At 59.9% G+C, this 18050-nt stretch carries 16 protein-coding genes and 1 pseudogene; 9 read left to right on the top strand and 8 right to left on the bottom strand.

The genetic code is table 11. The annotated features are described in order from the left end of the window. The first annotated feature begins 22 nt into the window (after positions 1 to 22). From FJ959_RS13940 to FJ959_RS13930, 3 genes are all read left to right on the top strand, one after another. Positions 23 to 1180, top strand: a complete 1158-nt coding sequence (locus FJ959_RS13940) for a mandelate racemase/muconate lactonizing enzyme family protein (protein ID WP_140521323.1) — start codon at positions 23 to 25, stop codon at positions 1178 to 1180. Positions 1181 to 1234: 54 nt separating this feature from the next. Next, a complete protein-coding gene (locus FJ959_RS13935; protein ID WP_140630390.1) occupies positions 1235 to 2131 on the top strand; it encodes an NAD(P)-dependent oxidoreductase in 897 nt (298 codons plus the stop codon). A gap of 671 nt (positions 2132 to 2802) precedes the next feature. Continuing rightward, positions 2803 to 4425 carry an alpha/beta-hydrolase family protein gene (locus tag FJ959_RS13930; RefSeq protein ID WP_140517423.1) on the top strand — a complete coding sequence of 541 codons (1623 nt, stop codon included), beginning with the start codon at positions 2803 to 2805 and terminating at the stop codon, positions 4423 to 4425. 8 nt (positions 4426 to 4433) lie between these two features. On the opposite strand, the pseudogene FJ959_RS13925 reads toward FJ959_RS13930, so the two are convergent. From FJ959_RS13925 to FJ959_RS32290, 3 genes and pseudogenes are all read right to left on the bottom strand, one after another. Then, positions 4434 to 4559: pseudogene (locus FJ959_RS13925) on the bottom strand (ionic transporter y4hA); the annotation flags it as partial. A gap of 259 nt (positions 4560 to 4818) precedes the next feature. Next, positions 4819 to 6294 (bottom strand): Do family serine endopeptidase, encoded by a 1476-nt coding sequence (locus FJ959_RS13920; protein ID WP_140630388.1) that lies wholly within the window; start codon positions 6292 to 6294, stop codon positions 4819 to 4821. 654 nt (positions 6295 to 6948) lie between these two features. Continuing rightward, the gene (locus tag FJ959_RS32290; protein ID WP_224655846.1) at positions 6949 to 7203 is read right to left on the bottom strand and encodes a hypothetical protein; all 255 of its coding nucleotides are present in this window, start codon (positions 7201 to 7203) and stop codon (positions 6949 to 6951) included. Between FJ959_RS32290 and FJ959_RS32615 the strand changes: the two genes are divergently transcribed. The 5 genes from FJ959_RS32615 (at position 7097) to FJ959_RS13890 (ending at position 10855) form a co-directional block, all read left to right on the top strand. Beyond that, positions 7097 to 7519, top strand: coding sequence for a BA14K family protein (locus tag FJ959_RS32615; protein ID WP_348640289.1), 423 nt, complete (start codon positions 7097 to 7099; stop codon positions 7517 to 7519). The two genes, FJ959_RS32290 and FJ959_RS32615, sit on opposite strands and share 107 nt — an antisense overlap. 57 nt (positions 7520 to 7576) lie before the next feature. Continuing rightward, a complete protein-coding gene (locus FJ959_RS32285) occupies positions 7577 to 8137 on the top strand; it encodes a hypothetical protein (RefSeq protein WP_224655847.1) in 561 nt (186 codons plus the stop codon). Positions 8138 to 8943: 806 nt separating this feature from the next. Continuing rightward, on the top strand, positions 8944 to 9489 hold the full coding sequence (locus FJ959_RS13900) for a DUF308 domain-containing protein (RefSeq protein WP_181165256.1): 546 nt from the start codon (positions 8944 to 8946) through the stop codon (positions 9487 to 9489). Between the two features lie 415 nt (positions 9490 to 9904). Continuing rightward, positions 9905 to 10426, top strand: a complete 522-nt coding sequence (locus FJ959_RS13895) for a DUF1269 domain-containing protein (RefSeq protein ID WP_140499392.1) — start codon at positions 9905 to 9907, stop codon at positions 10424 to 10426. Positions 10427 to 10510: 84 nt separating this feature from the next. Beyond that, positions 10511 to 10855: a hypothetical protein gene (locus FJ959_RS13890; protein WP_140630383.1), complete on the top strand. Its 345-nt coding sequence runs from the start codon at positions 10511 to 10513 to the stop codon at positions 10853 to 10855. Between the two features lie 31 nt (positions 10856 to 10886). Here the strand turns inward: FJ959_RS13890 and FJ959_RS13885 are convergent, their stop codons facing one another. The 4 genes from FJ959_RS13885 to FJ959_RS13870 all read right to left on the bottom strand — a co-directional run bounded on the left by FJ959_RS13885 (position 10887) and on the right by FJ959_RS13870 (position 15262). Continuing rightward, positions 10887 to 11915: an AI-2E family transporter gene (locus FJ959_RS13885; protein WP_140499465.1), complete on the bottom strand. Its 1029-nt coding sequence runs from the start codon at positions 11913 to 11915 to the stop codon at positions 10887 to 10889. Positions 11916 to 12062: 147 nt separating this feature from the next. Further along, entirely contained in the window at positions 12063 to 12320 is a 258-nt protein-coding gene (locus FJ959_RS32610) for a YMGG-like glycine zipper-containing protein (protein ID WP_348640292.1), read from the bottom strand. A 245-nt stretch (positions 12321 to 12565) separates the two neighbouring features. Beyond that, the gene (locus tag FJ959_RS13875; RefSeq protein WP_140559915.1) at positions 12566 to 13810 is read right to left on the bottom strand and encodes an arginine deiminase; all 1245 of its coding nucleotides are present in this window, start codon (positions 13808 to 13810) and stop codon (positions 12566 to 12568) included. A gap of 18 nt (positions 13811 to 13828) precedes the next feature. Then, positions 13829 to 15262: a basic amino acid/polyamine antiporter gene (locus FJ959_RS13870; protein WP_140630380.1), complete on the bottom strand. Its 1434-nt coding sequence runs from the start codon at positions 15260 to 15262 to the stop codon at positions 13829 to 13831. A 265-nt stretch (positions 15263 to 15527) separates the two neighbouring features. Here FJ959_RS13870 and FJ959_RS13865 point away from each other — a divergent pair, with 265 nt between their 5' ends. Further along, a complete protein-coding gene (locus FJ959_RS13865) occupies positions 15528 to 16958 on the top strand; it encodes a basic amino acid/polyamine antiporter (RefSeq protein WP_140556218.1) in 1431 nt (476 codons plus the stop codon). Here FJ959_RS13865 and FJ959_RS13860 read toward each other — a convergent pair. Next, on the bottom strand, positions 16955 to 18010 hold the full coding sequence (locus FJ959_RS13860) for a helix-turn-helix domain-containing protein (RefSeq protein ID WP_140556217.1): 1056 nt from the start codon (positions 18008 to 18010) through the stop codon (positions 16955 to 16957). The two genes, FJ959_RS13865 and FJ959_RS13860, sit on opposite strands and share 4 nt — an antisense overlap. Between the last annotated feature and the right edge of the window lie 40 nt (positions 18011 to 18050).

Below are 18050 nucleotides of genomic sequence, written 5' to 3'. Positions count from 1 at the left end.
CCATCACGGGGAGGAGGTTTCGATGAAGATCACGGACATCAGGACAGCGGTCGTCGCCTATCACGGCAAGGCGACCCTGATCCGCATCGATACGGACGCCGGCATCTCCGGTTATGGCGAGGCAAATCCCGATGCAGGCGCCGCCGCAATCGTCGGGCTGATTTCGGAACTGAAGTCGGAACTGATCGGCCAGGATCCGCGCAATGTCGAATATTGCTGGGACAAGATTCGCCGTGACCATGTGTTTTCCGGTGCGCAAGCCGGCGTCTTTCTCATCGCGCTGACCGGGCTGGAGATGGCGCTCTGGGACGTGGCGGCGAAAGCCGCCGGGCAGCCGCTTTATCGCTTGTTCGGCGGCAAGTTCCGCGACCGGATAAGACTCTATGCAGATTGCGGCGATGGCGATGAGGAATCGGGATCGCCGCAGGGATGCGCGGCACGCGCGCGCCGCATGGTGGCGGAAGGCTTCACGGCGCTGAAATTCGACATCGACAATCTGCGCCACCCGGCGAAGTTCGACGCGGTGAACCATACCATCAACGGCGCCGAGTTGCGCTTCATGGTCGAGCGTGTTGCAGCGGTCCGCGATGCGATCGGCCCCGACGTCGATCTCTGCATCGACCTGCACGCGCGGTACGACGTCCTCAGCGCCAGCCGCATAGCGGCCGAGATGGAACGGTTCAACCTTCTCTGGCTGGAAGAGCCGATCCCGGCGGAAAATGTCGAGGCCCTGAAGCAGATCCGCATGCGGACCAAGACGCCGATCTGCGTCGGCGAAAATCTCTACCTGCGCTGGGGCTTCCGCGAACTGTTCCAGAACTATGGCGCCGACGTCATCATGCCCGACGTGCCGAAATGCGGCGGCCTTGCGGAAAGCCGCAAGATCGCGAATCTCGCCGAGATGTACTACGTGCCGTTCGCGCCGCATCTGGTGTCGACGCCGCTGGGCACGATGGCGACATGCCATGTCTGCGCCAGCGTTCCGAACTTCCTCGTTCTAGAGTGGCACGCGCTTGAAGAGCGGGAGGCGTGGGACAGTTACGTGCGCCTTCCGGACGGCGCGAAGTCGATCGTCGAAGACGGCCACATCGTGGTGCCTGACGTGCCCGGCATCGGCGTCGAGCTCGACATGGAAGGCGTCCGCAAGCACGCCGTGCCAGGCTTCGGCATCTTTGAATAGAACGGACCGGGCGGATTGCGCTGCCCGATCAAACAAATCCGTTGTGAGGAAATCATGGGCAAGCGGATCATCTTCACCGGCGGCAGCGGCAAGATCGGCCGGCACGTCATACCCTACCTGCTCGAGCGCGGGCATCAGGTTCTGAATCTCGACCTGACGCCGCTCGATGTGCAGGGCGTCGACACCGTCATCACCAATCTTGCGGACGCTGGCGAGACCTACAATGCCCTGACGCTGCATTTCGGGTTCAACGAATACTTCGGCGGAAAGAGCCGCGGCCCGGTCGACGCAGTGGTCCATTTCGCGGCGATCCCGCGGATATTCCTGCGACCGGATAACGCCATGTTCACCGCCAATGTGCAGTCGACCTACAATGTGATCGAAGCCGCCACCAAGCTTGGCATCCGCAAGATCGTCACTGCTTCCAGCGAAACGGTGTACGGTGTGTGCTTTGCCGAAGGCGACCGCGATTTCACATCGTTTCCGGTGGACGAGGACTATGACGTCGATCCGACCGACAGCTATGGTCTCTCCAAAGTGCTGGGCGAGAAGATTGCGCGCTCTTTCGCCTCCCGTACTGGAGCCGACGTCTATGCCCTGCGGATCGGCGGAGTCGTCGAACCGCGGGACTATGGCCGCTTCCCGGAATTCCTGGCCGACGCCTCGAAACGGCGGCGCGACGGCTGGACCTACATGGACGTGCGCGATCTTGGCCAGATCGTCGATCTGTGCATCGAGAAGGACGGCTTGGGGTTCCAGATATTCAACGCAGTCAACGACAACATCGTAGCCGAGATGCCGACGGCGGAATTTCTCAGCAAGCACGCACCCAACATACCAGTCACACGCGCCATGGATGTATTCGAGGGACCGATCTCAAATCGGAAGCTGCGCGACATCCTTGGGTTCCGGCAAGAGTATGACTGGCGCACACAGCCTGCGGATACTTGACTGGTGGCGGAGAAGGCAGCGGTAGATGGGGAATGTTCCTGAGGCCAAGGTTGGCGCAGAGACCAGATTTTCCTGAACTCAAGCAGCGCGCTGGGTAAACGTAGCACTCGGTTCACGAATATTGCCGGCGCTGCGGTGCCACATGGCTTCAGGGCCTTTGGCCGGGCTAGTCCAACGTCTGCTTCCTAGCTCACGCAGTTTGGAGCTAAACGGCGGGTTGGAGGCGCAAAGCTGCCATCCGCAGACGATGCGATCGGCGAGTGTCTAGACCATCGCCTCGAATCGCCTTGGCGAACCGCTTCGTAGCCTAATGGCGGATAACGACAATGGTCGGCCCGGAGGGTCGACGTCTTCTACTGGAAGTCAAGACGTTAGCGGACGGTTCGGCAACCCGTTTCCTTCATATTCTCTGGTATGATCTGGCGAACCTAAGGAACCGGGGGAGCACTAGTTTTTACTACGCGTGGTATCTCTGTCTTGTCCCGCAAAGGGGTCGATGCATGTTGACCCAGGGCATGAGCCCGACTGGTTAGGAGGCCAATAGCGGACGCGCGACTCCGAAGATATAAAAACCATAGGCCAACGTTATCCTGCGGTCCAACTCGAGGCGTAACACCCAAGTGACAACTACTCGTTTCCTTAGTATCTGGCGATCGCTCTCCGGTGTCGGCATGGCCCTCGGCATGCTATTCTTCGCGGCCGCCCTGACGCCGACGCTCGTTCCCCGCACCGACCTGACGCAAGGCGTACTGGCGGGCGCGTGCTTCGCCATCGGCTACAGCCTTGGCGTCGCCTTGCGGTGGCTGTGGAAATATCTCGAGATTCCGGAACTGCCGCCACGGCCGCGTTTGCTGTCCAAGGCGATTATCCTGGTCCCGTGCCTCGGCCTTGCCGTTGTGGCACTGTGGCGATCCGGCGCGTGGCAGAACTCCATCCGCGCGGTGATGGGCATGCCGGCTGTCGATGGCGCTCATCCCCTCAATGTCTGCGCCCTGGCCATTTGCACCTTCATCGTCGTGCTCGCGCTGGCGCGCCTTGTCGCTTGGCTGGTGCGCGCCATCGCCGGGGCACTGAGACGCTACATACCCCGGCGCCTGGCGAATGTCGCCGGCGCCGCTGTCGCCGTGCTGCTCATCTGGTTGCTGGTGAGCGACGTTGCGATCCGCGCGATCTTCGGCGCGCTCGATTCCTCGTTCGCCAAGTTCGACGCACTCATGGAACCGGAGCGCCAGCAGCCGAGCGAACCCTCCAGGACCGGAAGCCCCGCCTCGCTGGTCAGGTGGGACGAGCTCGGCCGCGCCGGCCGCGAGTTCATCGCGGACGGTCCCGCCGCCGCCGAGATAGGGACCTTCACCGGCCGGCCGGCGCAACAGCCGGTCCGGGTCTATGTCGGGCTGGGAGCGGCGAACAGTGCGCAAGCCCGCGCGAAACTCGCGCTGGAGGAGCTGAAGCGGGCGGGCGGCTTCAGCAAATCCACGCTTGTGGTCATCACGCCGACCGGGACCGGATGGATCGATCCGGCCTCGATGGATGCGCTCGAATATCTGTGCCGCGGCGATGTCGCCAGCGTCGCCGCGCAATATTCCTATCTGAGCAGTCCGCTGTCGCTGCTGGCGCAGCCGGAATACGGCGCCGAGACGGCCCGGGCGCTGTTCCTCGAAATCTACGGCTACTGGACCACCCTGCCGAAGCAGTGGCGGCCGAGGCTTTACCTGCACGGGCTCAGCCTTGGCGCCATGAACTCCGAAAGATCGGCCGGGCTGTTCGAGATATTCAGCGATCCGATCAGCGGCGCACTCTGGAGCGGCCCGCCCTTCGAAAGCCGCATCTGGCGCTCGGTGAGCGATACGCGCAACAACGGCTCGCCGCAGTGGCTGCCGATCTTCCGCAATAGCAGCCTGGTCCGGTTCATGAACCAAAGCGGCCCGGCGGTGGCGCCCGACACGCCCTGGGGCCCGCTGAGGATCGTCTACCTGCAATATGCCAGCGACCCGATCGTATTCTTCGATTATCGCGACGCCTACCGGCAGCCGGATTGGATGAAGGCGCCGCGCGGGCCGGACGTCTCGCCGCAACTGAGCTGGTACCCGGTGGTGACCATGCTGCAGCTCGGTCTCGATATGGCCGTGGCGACAACCACGCCGATCGGCTACGGCCATGTCTACGCGCCGCAGGACTATGTGGAAGCCTGGAGTGCGGTGTTGGGCGTGAAGGACTGGTCGCGACAGGACCTCGCCGCCCTCAAAACCCATCTTGCCAGCAAGGTTGCAGCACAGGCCGACAGAGGCGGCTAGCTGGGGCTTCAGGGCACGGCCGAAATCAGCAGGAACATGGCGAATATGCCGAGATGGACCACTCCCTGGAGTCTCGTCGTGCGGCCCGTGCCGAGCGTGGGCGTGCTGACGAACATGGTGAGCAGAAGAAACACCGCGAGCCCCGACATCCGTTCAGGCTCATGATGCAGTCGATTTGCCACTGACGTAAATGGCGGAAAACGGCAGCGGGCGTAGGGAGCCCGCTGCCGCCAGGAGCGAGGCACGACGACGGACTGACGTGCTCGGCTCCTTGTTCCCGCAGCGGCTTGGCGGCAGACATCGCCGCGGGAAATTGCTGGATGTTCGCGGCTATCGCGGCGGCAGCATTTGGGGCGGGCGCCCTGAAACCAACAGGCTCCAGGCCGCCTTCTGTCAGGCCTTGCCCACGGGCAGCGCGACGAACCGGCTCGAGTCGTCGCGGGTGATCTGCATCAGTACGGCCTTGCGGCCAGCCTTGGCTGCATCGGCCATGGCCTTGGAGACGTCATCAGTGGTGTTCACCTTGGCCGAACTGACGGCGGTGATGACATCGCCCGGCTGGATGCCACGATCGGCCGCATCGCTATTGGGATCCACATCGGTGACGACCAGTCCTTTGCCATCGTCTGACTTGGCGATGGTCAGGCCAAGATCGGCCAATGCGTCGGCCTTGGCAGGCGCGACCTGCTTGCCGTCATCGCCGGAGGCCTGCTTGTCGCTGGACGGCAGTGTGCCGAGATCGACCTTGATCGTCCGGCTTTTGCCGTCACGAAATACGGTAAGATCGACCGATTTTCCCGGCGCATAGGCGCCGATCGTGCGGGCGAGTTCCTTCGGCGAGGCGACATCCTTGCCGTCGACCTGGGTGATGACGTCACCGGCGGCAATGCCTGCCTTGTTGCCGGGACCAGCGTCCTGAGCGTTCGAGACCAGTGTGCCCTTGTCGGATTTCAGACCAAGCGATTCAGCAATTTCAGCGGTGACCGGCTGGATCTGGACGCCGAGCCAACCTCGCTTGATGGAGCCTTCCTTCATCAGGTCTTCCACGACCTGCTTGGCGGTCGAGGCCGGGATGTCGAAACCAATGCCGACACTGCCGCCCGACGGCGAGAAGATGGCTGTGTTGATACCGATCACCTGGCCATTGAGATTGAAAGTCGGGCCCCCCGAATTACCATGATTGACCGGAGCATCGATCTGGATGAAGTCGTCATAGGGGCCGGCGCCGATATCGCGGCCCCGAGCGGATACAATGCCGGAAGTGACGGTGCCGCCGAGGCCGAACGGGTTGCCGACTGCCACCACCCAATCACCGATGCGGATCTTGGAGTCGTCGGCGAAGTCGACATAGGTGAACTTGCCGCCGCCATCGACCTTCAGCACAGCCAGGTCCGTCCGCGGATCGGTGCCGACCAGCTTGGCGTCGAGTTCCTTGCCGTCACTGGTGACGATGGTGAAGGATGAGCCTTCCGAGACGACGTGATTGTTGGTGACGAGATATCCGTCCTCCGAGATGAAGAAGCCTGAACCCTGTGCCACCGGGCGCGGCTTGCCGTCACCATGTTTGAAGCCGCCCTGCTGCCGGTTGTCGGGCAGGTTCTCGAAACCATCCTGATCGTCGGAACCGTCGTCGGCGACCGGCTGGACCGTGGACTTGACCTTGACGCTGACGACCGCCGGCGAAACCTGCTCGACGACATCGGCGAAGCTCGGCATCTGCGGCGCCTGGACATGCACCGCGTCGGCCAGCACGGGGGCAGTGCCGGAAACAACAGCTCCGACGCCTACAGCGCCTACAGCGCTCAGCGACACTACAGCCGCCGCCAGGCGCCGACGAGTTCCGGAATACGAATTGGGGACAATATTCATGGGGTTCCATCCTTTTGAGTGAGATGCACTGAGCATCCTTGGCCAGGATGGTTAGAAGAACCTACATTACGGCATCATTGCCATATCATGAAAGTTTTGTCATTTTCATTCCATAGTATTTATAAAGACGATATGTATAGTTATTTTCATTAATATTGCAAATTTGTAACTTGCACGTTCGATTATTATTCAATTCTGTGACATCGAATTCGGTGGATTTGCGATGTCACGACAATTTAAATCGACACTAGAAAAAGTGAATGTGCCTTCCGATTTATTCGGAGTTTACGCGACATTGGGCGGGGCTTGCCGGGCGGCGATTTCAGATCGAATTTCATCGCGAGTTCTCTATGTGTTGATTGCATGGCAGGCCATTTGAAGGTAGCGCGCATGGCATTGGGCGCGCCTTGTCGCCGGGACGCCAAGAGGCCGCTCCGGGCGGTGATTTTCCGCAGGGTGAGAGCCTCCCCAGGAGGTGATTATCGTCCAAGCGAGGCGTCGAGAGGGTCTGTCGCTAGCTCGCTAAAGACCGGCGCACCGCTACCATACCACTGGCCCTCCGTCCCGCATCGCCACCGGCATTCGAGCAACACTGGTGGCGCCTGTCGCGACGGGCGTCATTGGCGGAAAGACATGCTGTTCGACTAGCCTCATTCATACCGCAAGCAAGAAATAAACGCTCGATCCACGTTTGGGATTCACCGCATATTCCAAGAAAACCAGGTACTGCCTTAAATTACTTGGCTTTGATGCCATCCGCAGCAGCAGGTCGCACGGCGGGATGAAGTCCACGGAGAAGCATATGAGGCGCATCATCGTCGCTGCGATCATCGCAAGCATGGCAGCCCCCACCTGGGCAATGCCCGTCGGAGCGCTAAGGCCGTCGGCTTCCGATACGGTCACGAACATCGACCTAAGGAGGCCTTCCCGCCATCGACCGGGACATGGAGTACGGCCACCGCACCACAGGCCACCCCATTATCGGCCCTCGCGTCCGCCACGCCATCACCGGCATTCGAGGAACAATAGCGGCGCCGTCGCCGCGGGCCTCATTGGCGGAATGCTGCTCGGCGGGATGGCGATCTCGGCTGCCCGCCAGCACAATCACAGCGCTTGGAACAACCATGTGAACTGGTGCTCGCAGCGGTACCGCTCCTACCGGGTCTCGGACAATAGCTGGCAGCCCTACAATGGCCCACGCCGGCAGTGCATCTCGCCCTTCTGAGTGCGCTCTGGGCTCGCTGGTGCTAGGAAGCCTACTGGGATTTGTTGAAACGGCTGAATGCAAGCTTGGACGGGAGCAAAAGCGAGCCTGGCAAAGGCCGGCGGGGCCATTGGCGTGAGCCAGCGGAAGTATCCCGCCTGTTCAAAGAGCATCTCCGCGAAGGCGTTTGCCGATCAATTGATACATGTCCGGCGTTCTGGTCGATGCGACGAATCTCGGTCCGAAAGTCGCAGGTCCGCAGGGAAGACATGGTTCTCTGTTTTCATCCACGTCGATGCGCCAGTTGGGAGGACTATTGTGCTAAAAAATCTATCGATCGCGGCAATCAGCGCCATCATGATTGTAAGCTTCAAGCATTCCGCGTTTGGCACGTCGATCGGCGTGGGCAATCCCTACCCGGTCAGTCACTACGAGTGCCAGGACGGCACGCGTCTGGCAGTGCGTCTCCTCGGGGATCGCGCTTCTGTATCCGTCAACGACGCGGCCGAGGTCGATCTGCCCTCCAAGGGACCGGAAGGAACGACGTATTCGAACGGTCAGTGGACGCTGACCATCATACAGGGACGCCTGTCCTGGGGCGTTGGCCGAGCTGTGCCATCTCTATGCGCCGGCGGTTGAGCCTCCCACCTCAGGAAAACTGATGAAGACTATCCAGTTCGGTCGCGCACTTCATCGCAGCTTTCGAGATCCAGATACGCGTCGGCTCCTCGTGCATTGCAGTGTTTCTGGACGCCTGGTGCCTCGGCGCGGCCGGCGGCAGGAACAATGGCACCCATGACAATCTCCATCCGTCAAACCAGCGGTTAATGCATGTCGCCCAGAAGTGCGCAGCGGTTCTGGGACAACGATATGCATCAAAACAAAGACTTAAAGCGAGTCGCCTGAATCTGTTTCGACGCGACACGCTTTAATCCCAAGAGATGCGCTTCGACAATAATACCGAAAACGCACGCGCTCTGACGGCAGTGCATAAAATGCAAAGAATCCAGAAACTAGGCATTGTGTCTCCAAATATCCGAGCCACCATGCAGAATTATTGACAACGTGTTCGCATGCGCGTGATGTCGGCTTAATTCACCAAAGAGGACGAAAGATATGCGGAGATATGCACTAGCTGCCCTGTTAAGTGCCGCACTCGGCTTTGGTATTCCTCTTGCCGCTGTGTCCCCAGCGGGAGCTGTGACCGTAAATATAAATATCGGATCAAACCTTAACAACGGCCGCGCGATTACTTGCGCTCAAGGCCAGCGATTGATTCAGAGCAGAGGCTTCAGGGACGTGCGTCGCGTGGACTGCCGGGGACGCAATTTTGTTTATCACGCGCGTCGCATTGGCGGCAGCACTTTCGAAATAGTGCTGAATGCCCGTACTGGCCGCGTGGTGGATTTCCACCGTATTCGTAGATGACTCAGGGAGGCAAGGGAATGACGCAGTTGTCTGAGACCCAGCAACCCAGACGATCTGCGTGGACGAACTCGGCGATCGGAATCGTCTTTATCCTGGCAGGGATCTTCGTGTTGGGCGATCTGGCGCTGGCCACGACCATCAGCGCGCTTGTCCTGGGAATTGCGATCGTATGCGCCGGCTTTGTCGAGATCGCCCTCGCCATCTGGGCCGGCGGGTGGCGTGGTTTTCTCTGGCAGACGATGCTCGGCATCCTGTACGTCGTTTTTGGCTGCCTGCTCATCAGCTTGCCGGTGCTGGGATCTATCATCCTCACATGGGTGCTCGGTGTAGTGCTCGTGATATCTGGGCTCGGAAGAATGTCTTTGAGCCTGCGCTACCTGTCCACCGACCGATGGATGATGCTTGTTTCCGGCCTGTTCGGTCTCGCGGCTGGCTTCTTGATACTCATCGGATGGCCATCGACCGGGGTTTGGGTGATTGGGGCGTTCGTGGGTATCGACCTAGTTCTTCACGGCCTGGGCTGGCTCGTTACAGGCTTTCGGCCAACGGATACGACCCGATGATCCAACCATTTTCATCGTGACCGTTACCGCTTTGCGGCATTGGCTCCTGTCCTGCCGCGACGGTTCTCAAGCGCGGCAAGCTTTTTGCGTAGGGTTTCATTTTGTCCTGGACGTCGCGAACGGCCCGTCGATGCGCACGATGCCGCATGACCGGGATCAGCCACCCCTCGCGACCAGCAGCGCGGCCTCTGATCACATAGGAGAAGTTCGGGCGGCTCCGGACGAGAATTCGTCGCGACAAAGCCGAGCGCAACGGACGAAGCGGCCGACAACCAATGTCGAGACCGCAGGCTTGCCAGTCGGACAGGCAAGCAAAATGAGACGTGCTGCACACTATTCGGATTTCCGGCTCAATCTTTCACCTTCTAGGATGTGTATTACGTGCCCTTGGAAAGTCTTAGCCTAGGAGGGTCCCATGTCCGATCTGATCGTCATCGTCTATCCAAACGAGGCCAAGGCTGAAGAGGTACGTCAACGGCTCATAGGACTTCAAAAGGAATACGTTATTAAACTTGGCGACGCGGTTATTGCCACCAAGACCGAGGCGGGTGCGATAAAGCTCAATCAACTTGTGAATACGACGGCGGCAGGCGCTGTATCCGGTAGCTTCTGGGGCTTGCTTATCGGTGTTCTCTTCCTGAATCCGCTGATCGGGCTTGCGGTCGGCGCCACCTCCGGAGCCCTTGGCGGCGCTTTGACGGACGTGGGCATCAACGATGCGTTCATGCGCGATCTGTCAGCCAGCATCCAGCCTGGGGACGCTGCCCTATTCGTGCTCGCGCACGAGATGACAGCGGACAAGGTGCTCAAGGAGATCCAGGCCTTTGGCGGTGTGGTGCTTAAGACGTCGCTGGATGAGACGAAGGAGCAGGTTCTGCGCGATGCGCTTCAACGCGCTTCGGCGATGGCCGGCCAAGGCGCGGCCGCGACCGCCTGACGCGGTCACGGAACATCCCGGAATCGGAACTCTGCTGGTCGGCAAGGGCGATGGATGGCCGGATAGTAAGTGGGCGATGCAAGCATGTCCGGCCTTGAGACAGCGGCCCTGCTTTTGATTGAAGCCATCTGCGGCGCGGGCGGAGCTTTCGCTACGACTTGGTTTTGGCGCATGGCTGCGCTGGGTTGGAAATCTGTCGCGGCGGCTGGCGTCGTGGGAGGACTGGCCCTGACAGGGCTGGCCGGTCGGATTCCCGCCTTGGCAAACTTCCTCGGCAACGTCGAAAATGCTGTCGATGCCACCGCTCGTGGTGTCGGCACCCTCACGCCCGGCGTGCTGATTGGCGTCGGCATTGCCGGCCTTCTTGGCGGCATCCTGTCGGTTTGTATCATCGGCCTCGTCCGGGGCGCGGGATCCGGACGTCGCTAGGGGCCCGGCCAATCGAATTTCCTGGCGGCAATCACGCGTTCCGCCGATCGGCGGACCCAAGCAACTGAGCGATCCAAAGGGTCGCCGGCGATTGCGAGCAAAAAGTAACCAGCGCGATGGTGATGGGCACACCTATGAACGCGCCGAACACACCCCAAAGAAACGACCAGAAGAAGACCGAAAACAGCACCACAAAAGGCGACATCGCCAACACGTAACCGGCAACCCGCGGTTCTATGTAGCTGCCGATGACGAACTGAATGATGTTGAGGCCGGCAAAAATCGAGACGGCGGCCTGTGGCGATCCGAACTGCGCGAGCGCGTAAAGCGTCGGCAAGAATGTCGCGACGAACGGCCCGATAAACGGAATATAGTTCAAGGTGAAGGCGATAACGCCCCACTCGGCGGCAAACCGCAGTCCGAAAGCCGCCGAAAGCGCGCACACCATCGAACCGGTCGCAAGGCTCATCAATGTCCGAACCAGCATGTAACGTCGCCATTTCGATGCTGTCTGACTGCTGCCATTGATCAGTGCGGCCGCCGCCTGGGCGCTCAGCGCTACACGAGCATTGCGAGCCGCCGCTTCAGCGTCGAGAAGACCCAGAAGCACGTAAACGACGACAACGATCCAGAACGAGATCACGGTATTCAGCCTTGCGGTCACGCCTTGAGCTATCCGCACGAACCAGCCGACATTGAAATGCTCGGCCCAGGCGCCGGCCATCACGACACCGTGCCCTTCCAACCACTCGGCGAGTTGACTGTAGAGTCCTTGAAAGCGGGCGCTGTCGGCGAGGACCGATCGGCCAATGCGGCCAAAACCCCAACTGGCGATCGATGCAAAGGCGAAGAATGCCAGGACGACGACACAGACGACTATCGCCAGTGCGATCAGCTTTGGAAGAAGCCGCTGCAGGTTGCGCTGCAATGGCCACACCAGCGCGATGAGGAAAAGAGCGCACACGACTGGCGCGAAAATTGAGGCAGCGGCCTGCAGCGCCCATATGACGGCGATAACCGCCAGAATATACGTAGGCGCAAAGAGCGTTCGCTTCGCCATGGTATGGTCTGTTCCCGGCCGGCTGGATGACGTTACAGACAACTCCGAAATTGGTCCGGAAGCTTGCTCAGCGCCCAGACCAATGTTCATCGATATCGCTTAACCAGCTCGATTCGTGCTGAATAAAGCTGATCTTACGCATCGCGCCTAGCACCGTTTTGTGATGGGTCGACCCTGACGATCGCGAACCGTGTGACCCCAGCGATCACGAACCCAGCATTCGCGATGATGCGCGCGCGGTGCCGTCGCAGCGCCGACCACAGCCCCTGTGCCGCCACCGACCGCCGCGCCTACAAGGGCACCTCGACTGCCGTTTGCAAGGCCGCCGATGACCGCACCCGTTCCGGCTCCTGCCAACGCCGTGCCTGCTGTTCGCTGTTCCGTGGCAGTACAACCCGCGGCCATCAGAGCCAAAGCAGAAACGAATATAATACTTCTCATGGTTTCATCTCCTGGGTACATTTACATCCGCTCGCCAACAACGAGCATTCCGTCCAACAATGTGCCTATAGGATTGGGAGCGACTCCAACGCTCTATGAGCAATTCTGGGGTAGACGGTCTTTATGTGCTGGAGGCCGTCCGACAGGTATGGCCTTCAGACTATTTGGGGGCCGACCGGCCGCCTGTATCGAGCCCGGCCGGATTGCTATCAATAGTCGACCGCATCGCGAATGATGGGACAGGTCATGCAATGACCCCCGCCTCGGCCGCGGCCGAGCTCCGCGCCTGAGATAGTGATGACTTCTATGCCTTCCTTGCGCAGCAGCGTATTTGTGTACGTGTTGCGATCGTAGGCAAAGACGACACCAGGCGAGGCGCAAACCAAGTTGGCGCCGCTGTCCCACTGGGTGCGCTCGCGCATGTAGTCGTTGCCGCCGGTTTCAACGACGCGCATCTTCTTGAGACCAAGCGAGTCACGCACCGTCTCAATGAAACTGCCTTTGTCCTTGTGGAGTTCGACGCCCCCCTTGCCGTCAGGGCGATAGGAGAATGCGTCAATGCCGTTGACGATGTCCGGATACATCAGCACGCAGTCGCGATCGGCAAACGTGAATACCGTGTCGAGATGCATCGCCGCGCGCAGCTTAGGCATTGCGGCGACGATCACACGTTCGGCAACTCCTTTCTCAAACAGGGCCGCCGCCACTTGGCTGATAGCCTGGCGCGAAGTGCGCTCGCTCATGCCGATAAGCACATTGCCCTTGCCGATAGGCATGACGTCCCCACCCTCGAATGTGGCAAGCCCCCAATCCCTGGTCGGGTCACCCCACCAGACATTGACCTTGCCGGCGAAGTCCGGGTGGAACTTGTATATCGATGTGGTGAGGATGGTCTCCTCGTGGCGCGCAGGCCAATAAAGGGCGTTCAGCGTCACGCCGCCATAGATCCAGCAGGTGGTGTCCCGGGTGTAGAGCGTGTTGGGCAAAGGCGGCAGCAGATATTCGTTGACGCCGGCCGCGTCACGGATCAGCGCCAGTTGTTCGCCGCCGATGCTTTCCGGGAATTCGAAGGTCGACAGCCCGCCGATCAGTGTTTCAGCGAGGTCGCGATTAGAGAGGCCGTCGAGATAGGAGCGGACCTCGTCGATGAGGCCGAGGCCGACCTGGTTCGGTACGATCTGCTGGTCGAGGATCCACTTCTTGGCTTCCGGAATGGCGACCGTCTCGGCGAGCAGATTGTGCATCTCGACCACCTCGACGCCCCTGTCGCGCATCTTGGTCATGAAGTCGAAATGATCGCGCTTGGCATTGTCTACCCAGAGCACGTCGTCGAAGAGGAGTGCGTCACAATTGCTGGGTGTCAGCCGCTGGTGGGCGCGGCCGGGAGCGCACACCATGACCTTGCGCAACTGACCAACCTCTGAATGAACGCCGAATGAAGTATTGTTTGTCATGACCTTCCTTCTTTCTGTTCAAGGTGCGATGGCGCCCGTCAGCAGCCCGTAGGCTCCGATCAGGCCAGCGATGAGCGTGACGGCGAACACGAAGAGTTCGGCGAGCGTGAACAGCTGCAATTTCTGCTCGCGCCGCGCCCAGACGTAGAGGATAGTTCCGGGCGCGAAGAGGACGGCAACAAGCAGCACGTATTTGAGCCCGGCGGCGACGAACATGAAGATCGTGTAAATCGCCGCGATCCAGGCAAAGATCTGGTCGCGGCCGCGCTGATCCGGCGTCTTTTCATAGCCAACGCCGCTACGAGCGAGCAGGATGCCGTAGCCGGCCACGAGCAGGTAGGGCAGCAACGCGGTGACGCTCGTCATGTCGAGCATGAAGTTGAACGCGTCCCGCGACCAGTAGGTGGAGATCACGAAGAGCGATACGACGATGTTGGTGAGCCAGAGTGCGTTAGCGGGAACCTTGTTGCCATTCTGCGCTGCGAAGAACCTTGGCATGTCCTCCGACTTCGCCGCCGCGAACAGCACCTCGGCGCAGATCAGGGACCAGGCGAGATAGGCGCCGAGCACCGAGATCAGAACGCCGATCGAGATGAAGACCGCACCCCAGTGACCGACGACCGCTTCGAGAACGCCGGCCATCGACGGCTGCTGGACACCGGCGACAGCCGATTGCGGCAGAGCCGCGTAGGGCAGCAGCGTGACCGCTACCATCAGGCCTGTGACGCCGACGAAACCGAGAATCGTCGCCGTACCGACGTCGGAACGCACCTTGGCAAAGCGGGAATAGACGCTGGCGCCCTCGATGCCGAGGAAGACGAAGACCGTGATCAGCATTGTGTCGCGCACCTGGGCGATCAGGGACTTCGGCGGCATGTCCAAGCCGCCGAAGAAATTCTCGCGGAACTGCCCGAAATGAAAGAAGAAGATCAGGAGCAGGATGAAGACCAGGATCGGCACGATCTTGGCGATCGTCACGACAGTATTGATGAAGGTCGCCTGCTCGACGCCGCGCAGGATCATGAAGTGGAAAGCCCAGATGCCGATCAACGAGACGATGATGGCGGTGGCGCTGCTGCCGTCCCCAAAGATCCCGGGAAAAAACCGCCCCAGCGTCGAGCCAATGAGCACCCAATAGAAGACGTTGCCCAGGCAACTACCGAGCCAGTAGCCGAAGGCGGACAGAAAGCCCATGTAGTTGCCGAAGCCGGCCTTGGCATAGGCGAAGACGCCTGAGTCGATGTCTGGCCTCTTCTCGGCCAACGCCTGGAACACCCGCGCCAGCATGTACATGCCGGTTCCCGCAATTGCCCAGGCAATGATTGCGCCGAACGGACCTGTCGCAGTCGCGAACCGGCCAGGCAGATTGAAGATGCCTGCGCCGACCATCGATCCCACAACCATGCTGGTCAGCGCAAACAGCGAAAGCTTCTGATTTTCGTTTGAAGTCATAAACCGCTCTCCTGGCTGCGCGAACCAGAGTTCGCGATCAGACGCCTCGCCGACACGTCTCGGTCCAGCAAGGTTATGTCTGATCAGAAGCAGTAAATGCGAATATCGGCAACCGGTTAAACGAGCCAAGGCAAAGGTTTTGGACGTCAGGTATACTAGTGGGATTTTATGCCAATCACGTGGGCGCCAGATTCGAGATAGGTTGCAGGCGTAACAATGAGGCCGCTGGACCGCCGTCCGCCAAGGAATTGTTGATCCAAATTCAATGAACTCGACCGTTCAGCAAAAATTCTCGATATGGACCCTGACGGCTATGGTCGTCGGTTCGATGGTCGGCGCGGGCATCTTCTCTTTGCCGCAGGCTTTTGGTCGCGAGACCGGTCCGTTCGGGGCCATGATCGCTTGGGCCATCGCTGGCGTCGGAATGCTGATGTTGGCCTTCGTCTTCCAGACCTTGTCGGTTCGCAAGCCGGACCTCGATGCGGGCGTGTATGCCTATGCCAAGGCCGGCTTTGGCAACTATCTCGGCTTCCTCTCGGCCCTCGGTTACTGGTCTGCCGCCGTTCTCGGCAACGTTTCCTATTTCGTGCTGATAAAGTCGACGCTGGGGCTTTTCTTTCCTGTGTTCGGCGATGGCAATACCATCACGGCGATCGTCATTTCCTCGATGCTTCTGTGGATCGTACATTCGCTGATCCTGCGGGGCGTCAAGGAAGCGGCGGCGATCAACACCATTGTCACTTACGCCAAGATCATTCCGATCTTTCTCTTTATTATCTTCGTTATCTACGGCTTCAGCGCCGATGTCTTCACGGCCAATTTCTGGGGCGGGGAAGAAGTCAGCGTTGGCAGCATCGCGAGCCAGGTTCGCGGGACCATGTTGGTGACCGTATTCGTCTTTGTCGGAATCGAAGGCGCGAGCGTCTATTCGCGTTACGCACGCAACCGCGGGGATGTCGGGGTCGCGACGCTCCTTGGTTTTCTCGGCGTGCTCTGTCTGCTTGTGCTGGTCACCATTCCCTCCTACGGGATCATGCTTCGTCCTGAACTGACAGCGCTGCGCAATCCCTCCATGGCCGGCGTATTGGAAGCGGTGGTCGGGCCATGGGGCGCCAAGTTCGTCAGCTTCGGCCTGCTGATCTCCGTTGCCGGTGCCTATCTGTCCTGGGTGCTGCTGGCCGCTGAAATCCTGTTCACCGCATCACATCACCAGACCATGCCGCGTTTTCTTGCGTATAAAAACAAGCATGGCGTGCCGTCGCGGGCGCTCTGGCTGACCAATACGGTCGTGCAGGTTTTTCTGGTCCTGACGCTCTTTGCTCAACAGGCCTTCAGGCTCGCTCTCGAGCTGACCAGTTCCATGATCCTCATCCCATATCTTCTTGTCGCCGCTTACGGGGTCAAGCTCGCATGGGGCGGCGAGAGCTACGAGAACGACCCCGTAGCGCGGCGTGTCGACTTCGCAAGGGCGGCGATAGCATTGATCTATACGGCCGGTCTCATCTACGCCGCCAGCGCCAAGCACCTGCTGCTCTCGGCCGTCATCTACGGACCGGGCACGATCCTCTTCGTCATGGCTCGGAAGGAGCGGGGGCAGAGGGTGTTTACTCCCGCCGAGATGGGGATGTTCGTCGTCGCCGCACTTGGCGCGGTCGCGGCAATCTACGGCATCCTTGCCGGCGCCATCGCAGTCTAGGGCCCAAAGCTGTTTCGCAGCAGAAGACCACTCAGCGTGTGCGCCCTGCTGTCAGGCTGGCTGATCTGCTGCGAGCTCGTGGCTTGGGCGCCTTGCCAGCCTTCCACGCGTGCCTCCTTTGGCGTAATGCCGAATTCCTTCCTGAACATCCGGCTATACGCCGATGGATCCGTGAAGCCCCAATCCCCGGCAATGGCGGAGATCGGGCGCCCATCCAAGCTGTTGGAAAGTATATCGCGTGTCTTGAGCAGGCGTTTGTGGCGAATATAATTCGAAACACCTCCGGCCGGTTCGAATATCCGGTAGAGGCGAGAGCGGGACACACCGAGTTCGCGGCAAAGCCTGTCGGATGCCAAGGACTGATCATTCAAACTTTGTGCAATGATTTTGGCAGCGCGCTCGGCGATCACGGCGTCGATCACACGCTTCGCCTCGGTGATGCGGTCATGTGATGGCGACACGCACGCAGCCAGCAGATTGGTGGTGGCAGTGGCAATGTGCGACACATCCACGGCCCTCAGATCGGAAAAGGAACGGTGCAGCAGAAGCATGTAGTCTGCCAGGAGTCTTTTCGACTCCTCACGTATTTCAATCCTGGACGATTGGATGAAAGGCAGGTCGCGTGGCAGGAAAACGGCAAGGAGGGCGTCGTTCTCCATCACGCATTCGTAGGGCTCTGCAAAAGATTGCAGGGTCGTTCTCACGACCTGCCAACTTCCAGGAAGCCTGCCCTTGGACAAGGGCAGGCTCAAATACCAATTGTCCACCGAAGGGTTTTTCAAATGCCGCCAGCGACAGCGGTAGCCACTGCCAGGCAATTCGAGGAACATGACAGCCAACGTTCCCAGATCCCACACTGTTTCATGTGCTGGAAATGAATGGCTCCGTTCTTGCATAAGTTCAGTGTCGGCAACGCCTTGATACCAGGTTCGAAACAGGTCGAATTGCTTAGCAGGTGGTGCCGTGGAGGTATCGATGTCGACGGCGCATTGCAGGGACTTCTCGGCACCTGCTCCTCCAGATAGCCCGGCGGCATGAACCATAGCATCCATAGCAACTATCCGTCTTTGTTGGTGCAACACGGGTTATTGC

It is taken from the genome of Mesorhizobium sp. B2-2-4 (genome assembly GCF_006442375.1).
GTDB lineage: Bacteria > Pseudomonadota > Alphaproteobacteria > Rhizobiales > Rhizobiaceae > Mesorhizobium.
This window is presented reverse-complemented; position numbering and strand designations above follow the sequence as displayed.

Excerpts from the sequence above, each read along its gene's own strand:
- FJ959_RS13890 (WP_140630383.1), top strand. The coding sequence starts at position 10,511 with ATGTCCGGCCTTGAGACAGCGGCCCTGCTTTTGATTGAAGCCATCTGC.
- FJ959_RS13870 (WP_140630380.1), bottom strand. The coding sequence starts at position 15,262 with ATGACTTCAAACGAAAATCAGAAGCTTTCGCTGTTTGCGCTGACCAGC.
- FJ959_RS32615 (WP_348640289.1), top strand. The coding sequence starts at position 7,097 with ATGAGGCGCATCATCGTCGCTGCGATCATCGCAAGCATGGCAGCCCCC.
- FJ959_RS13895 (WP_140499392.1), top strand. The coding sequence starts at position 9,905 with ATGTCCGATCTGATCGTCATCGTCTATCCAAACGAGGCCAAGGCTGAA.
- FJ959_RS32610 (WP_348640292.1), bottom strand. The coding sequence starts at position 12,320 with ATGGCCGCGGGTTGTACTGCCACGGAACAGCGAACAGCAGGCACGGCG.
- FJ959_RS13900 (WP_181165256.1), top strand. The coding sequence starts at position 8,944 with ATGACGCAGTTGTCTGAGACCCAGCAACCCAGACGATCTGCGTGGACG.
- FJ959_RS13860 (WP_140556217.1), bottom strand. The coding sequence starts at position 18,010 with ATGGATGCTATGGTTCATGCCGCCGGGCTATCTGGAGGAGCAGGTGCC.
- FJ959_RS13875 (WP_140559915.1), bottom strand. The coding sequence starts at position 13,810 with ATGACAAACAATACTTCATTCGGCGTTCATTCAGAGGTTGGTCAGTTG.
- FJ959_RS13885 (WP_140499465.1), bottom strand. The coding sequence starts at position 11,915 with ATGGCGAAGCGAACGCTCTTTGCGCCTACGTATATTCTGGCGGTTATC.
- FJ959_RS13865 (WP_140556218.1), top strand. The coding sequence starts at position 15,528 with ATGAACTCGACCGTTCAGCAAAAATTCTCGATATGGACCCTGACGGCT.
- FJ959_RS13935 (WP_140630390.1), top strand. The coding sequence starts at position 1,235 with ATGGGCAAGCGGATCATCTTCACCGGCGGCAGCGGCAAGATCGGCCGG.
- FJ959_RS13940 (WP_140521323.1), top strand. The coding sequence starts at position 23 with ATGAAGATCACGGACATCAGGACAGCGGTCGTCGCCTATCACGGCAAG.
- FJ959_RS13930 (WP_140517423.1), top strand. The coding sequence starts at position 2,803 with ATGGCCCTCGGCATGCTATTCTTCGCGGCCGCCCTGACGCCGACGCTC.
- FJ959_RS32290 (WP_224655846.1), bottom strand. The coding sequence starts at position 7,203 with ATGTTCGTGACCGTATCGGAAGCCGACGGCCTTAGCGCTCCGACGGGC.
- FJ959_RS13920 (WP_140630388.1), bottom strand. The coding sequence starts at position 6,294 with ATGAATATTGTCCCCAATTCGTATTCCGGAACTCGTCGGCGCCTGGCG.
- FJ959_RS32285 (WP_224655847.1), top strand. The coding sequence starts at position 7,577 with ATGCAAGCTTGGACGGGAGCAAAAGCGAGCCTGGCAAAGGCCGGCGGG.